This window comes from Campylobacter sp. BCW_6873, assembly GCF_001762365.1.
GTDB classification, from domain to species: domain Bacteria; phylum Campylobacterota; class Campylobacteria; order Campylobacterales; family Campylobacteraceae; genus Campylobacter_D; species Campylobacter_D jejuni.
The window spans coordinates 1-2,728 of record NZ_MJWS01000014.1 but is presented as its reverse complement, the minus strand read 5'-3'; the positions used below and the strand labels follow the sequence as shown (position 1 = coordinate 2,728).

At 22.9% G+C, this 2,728-nt stretch carries 3 protein-coding genes and 2 pseudogenes; all 5 read right to left on the bottom strand.

The genetic code is table 11. The features are described from left to right. Positions 1-879: pseudogene (locus AJ932_RS00140) on the bottom strand (hypothetical protein); the annotation flags it as partial. Beyond that, positions 834-998 (bottom strand): hypothetical protein, encoded by a 165-nt coding sequence (locus tag AJ932_RS10425; RefSeq protein WP_171824240.1) that lies wholly within the window; start codon positions 996-998, stop codon positions 834-836. The gene AJ932_RS10425 and the pseudogene AJ932_RS00140, both read right to left, overlap by 46 nt. 2 nt (positions 999-1,000) lie before the next feature. Then, entirely contained in the window at positions 1,001-2,077 is a 1,077-nt protein-coding gene (locus AJ932_RS00135; RefSeq protein ID WP_070278001.1) for a hypothetical protein, read from the bottom strand. Positions 2,078-2,400: 323 nt separating this feature from the next. Beyond that, the gene (locus tag AJ932_RS10420; protein ID WP_162842173.1) at positions 2,401-2,544 is read right to left on the bottom strand and encodes a hypothetical protein; all 144 of its coding nucleotides are present in this window, start codon (positions 2,542-2,544) and stop codon (positions 2,401-2,403) included. Then, positions 2,531-2,728: pseudogene (locus AJ932_RS10665) on the bottom strand (hypothetical protein); the annotation flags it as partial. The gene AJ932_RS10420 and the pseudogene AJ932_RS10665, both read right to left, overlap by 14 nt.

The window sequence follows — 2,728 nt, the reverse complement described above, 5'->3', positions numbered from 1 at the left end:
TATTTCTTTATTTACAATCAAAGAATTAATATAAGTTTGATAAGCATTTTCTAAATCTTCAAAACCAAGTTTTTTAAATTCATCAATACTTTTATAAAGTTCTTTTCTTGCTTGTAAATAAGTATCATTTAGTTTGTTTTTATGAGAGATAAAGATAGTATAAAAACTAGAGTTAAATTCTAATTCTTTTATTGTGTTTTCATCAAATAAAGCTTGCTTATCTTTATCATATAAAACATAATCTTCACAAAAATATAAAGCTTTTAATAGATAGGGTTTTGAATCGATGTTGATGTTGTTGATATTTTCTAAAGATAGTTTTTGTATATAGGCTATTTTTAAATTATTGATTGCTTGTATAGATACAAGCTTATAATTATTATATTCTTGACTAAAATAATTAAGATTTTCTAAAAATATTTTATACTCATTGATATATTCTTTTTCATTTTGTATATTATTTAAATGCTTAAGACTTTGATTGAAAATATTATTATTATAAAAATTACAAGAAAAACTATCAAAATTAAATTCTTTTAACAAATTACTATTTTTATCATCTATAGAACATAAAGGAGTAAAGGAATTTTGTATGTTTTTGTAGTAGGGGTAGAGAGAGTGGGTATTAAATTTATAAGTTTTATTACTTGTGAAAGAATCAATTAAATTAAAAGTAAATTTCTTAGCTTCTTCTCTAGAGTTTTCAATATCTTTTATGTTATCAAGTGTCATTCCCAAATCCATAATGGAGGAGATGATAATTGTTAAATCAGCTATTCTATCTATTCCTAAATTAGCTATAGCTTTGCTTACGCTTTTTTCTTCATCCCAAACTAAAATAAAATTGATAACATCGCCAGTAATAGGAATTTTTTGCAAATTAATCCGCAAGAATTGAAAGTTTCTAAAATAGTATTTCCATAATCTAAAATAGGTTCTATTTCATCCCAAGCTTGTCTAATCTCTTCGGGTATTATTAAGTCATCTTTATCTGACATATTTATTCCTTATATTTTAAAGCTTTCTTTGTAAGCATTAAAGTTTTTTTTGTTTGATTGTAAATTGCAATGAGTTTTAAAATTTCACTCGTTCTTTTTGGAAAAATTTGAATAAAATCATCTTTAAAATCAAATTTTCTTTTTATATTGGTATTAAAATAAGTAAACGCATCACTTTGAAAAAATCGTCCCATTAAAATAATATATTCTTTTCTTTTGATTATTTTTTTATATTTTTGTTCATTTAGTGGTAAATCAATATTTAAGCTTGACATTGCTTTATTGTAAGTAATCAAAGCACCTTGTAAAAGCACAAGCTTATCTTCTTTATTTGAAATTTTATTCATTGTTTTTAAAAGTATTTCTAAAAGTTTTAATGCTTCATTTTTATCATAAGCAAGAGCTGATCTTTGTGGATAATTTTTAGCCTCATTTATAAGTAAATTTGCATTATAAAGAAAGGTTAATTGATTGATATTTTTAAGAGAGAAGATATCTTTGTTTGAACTTTCAATATACTTTAAAATTTCTTTATTTTCTTGTTTGCTCTGCTCTATAAGCTTAGAGGAAATATTAGTATAATCCTTTGCAATTGCGTTTTTTTGCAAAATTTGATCTGCTAAAACAAAAGAGTTTTGTAATTTTTCTTTCTGATTTAATGTCAGACTATTTTCTATTTGCTTATAATGAGAATTTCTTAAGCTTTCAAGGTTTGAAATATCGTTTTTTTGCACAGAAAAAAAGTTTTTAAAAAAATTCAAATCAAGTTTTAGATAAAAAAGTGCTTCATTAATATAGATGATATAGCTTAGTGTTTTTAATTCTTCTTTGTTCAGATTAAAATAAATCGCCTTAAGTTCTTCTAAGTTTTGTAAATATTCTTTTCGGGTAAGGTTGTTATAGTAGTATGTTTGATTGTTTATGTTGCATTTAAAATTAACTTGATTTAAATTTGCATTTTGTATAAATTTTAAATCCTCATCGCTCAACTCATCAGTGCACAAAGCATAAGCAGCGTTGCAAATAAAAAATGTAAAAAAACATAATTTTAATACTCTTTTTAAAAATTTATCTCTCATTTTCTAGCCTTTTTAATTTGCAAAGAAGAAGTAAAATAATATTTATTAGTTTTCTACTAAAAAGAATGATTATTGATAAATAACATATCATTTCAAATAATCCATATTTTGAAAAATATCTACCTAAATATATGAAATTTAAAAATACAATTGGTGGAAAGAGTAATAAGTTTTCACAAAAAATACTATACACCCAATCTATAACTTTACTAGAAACTCCATATTTACTTTTGCAATTTTTACATTTTATTTCTAATTTGCCTGAGAATATATTCCAAATATTTTGTAATTTATTGATTTTTGTTTTACAAACTTCACATTCTTTATAAATAGACATTTATCGCATTCCTTATGTTACTTTCTACAATTTCTTGCCCTTTTCTTAAAGCTTCTTTTATGCTTTCTTCAAAGTTGATAGTGGTGTTATTTTCATTATTAACACTGGTATTATTTTCATTTACATTCATCTAAAGTCTTTTGAATTTTATTTATTGTATCTTCTAGAAAAGGTGATATATCTTTACGATAATTCCTAAAATTTTCTTTTAATGTTTTATCAAAAAGTTTTGAGCCATCTGGATCTAAGTTAATAAATATAGTATAATTTCTCTTTATTTGATTAAATATTAAGTTTCTATTTTCAAAAGAGCA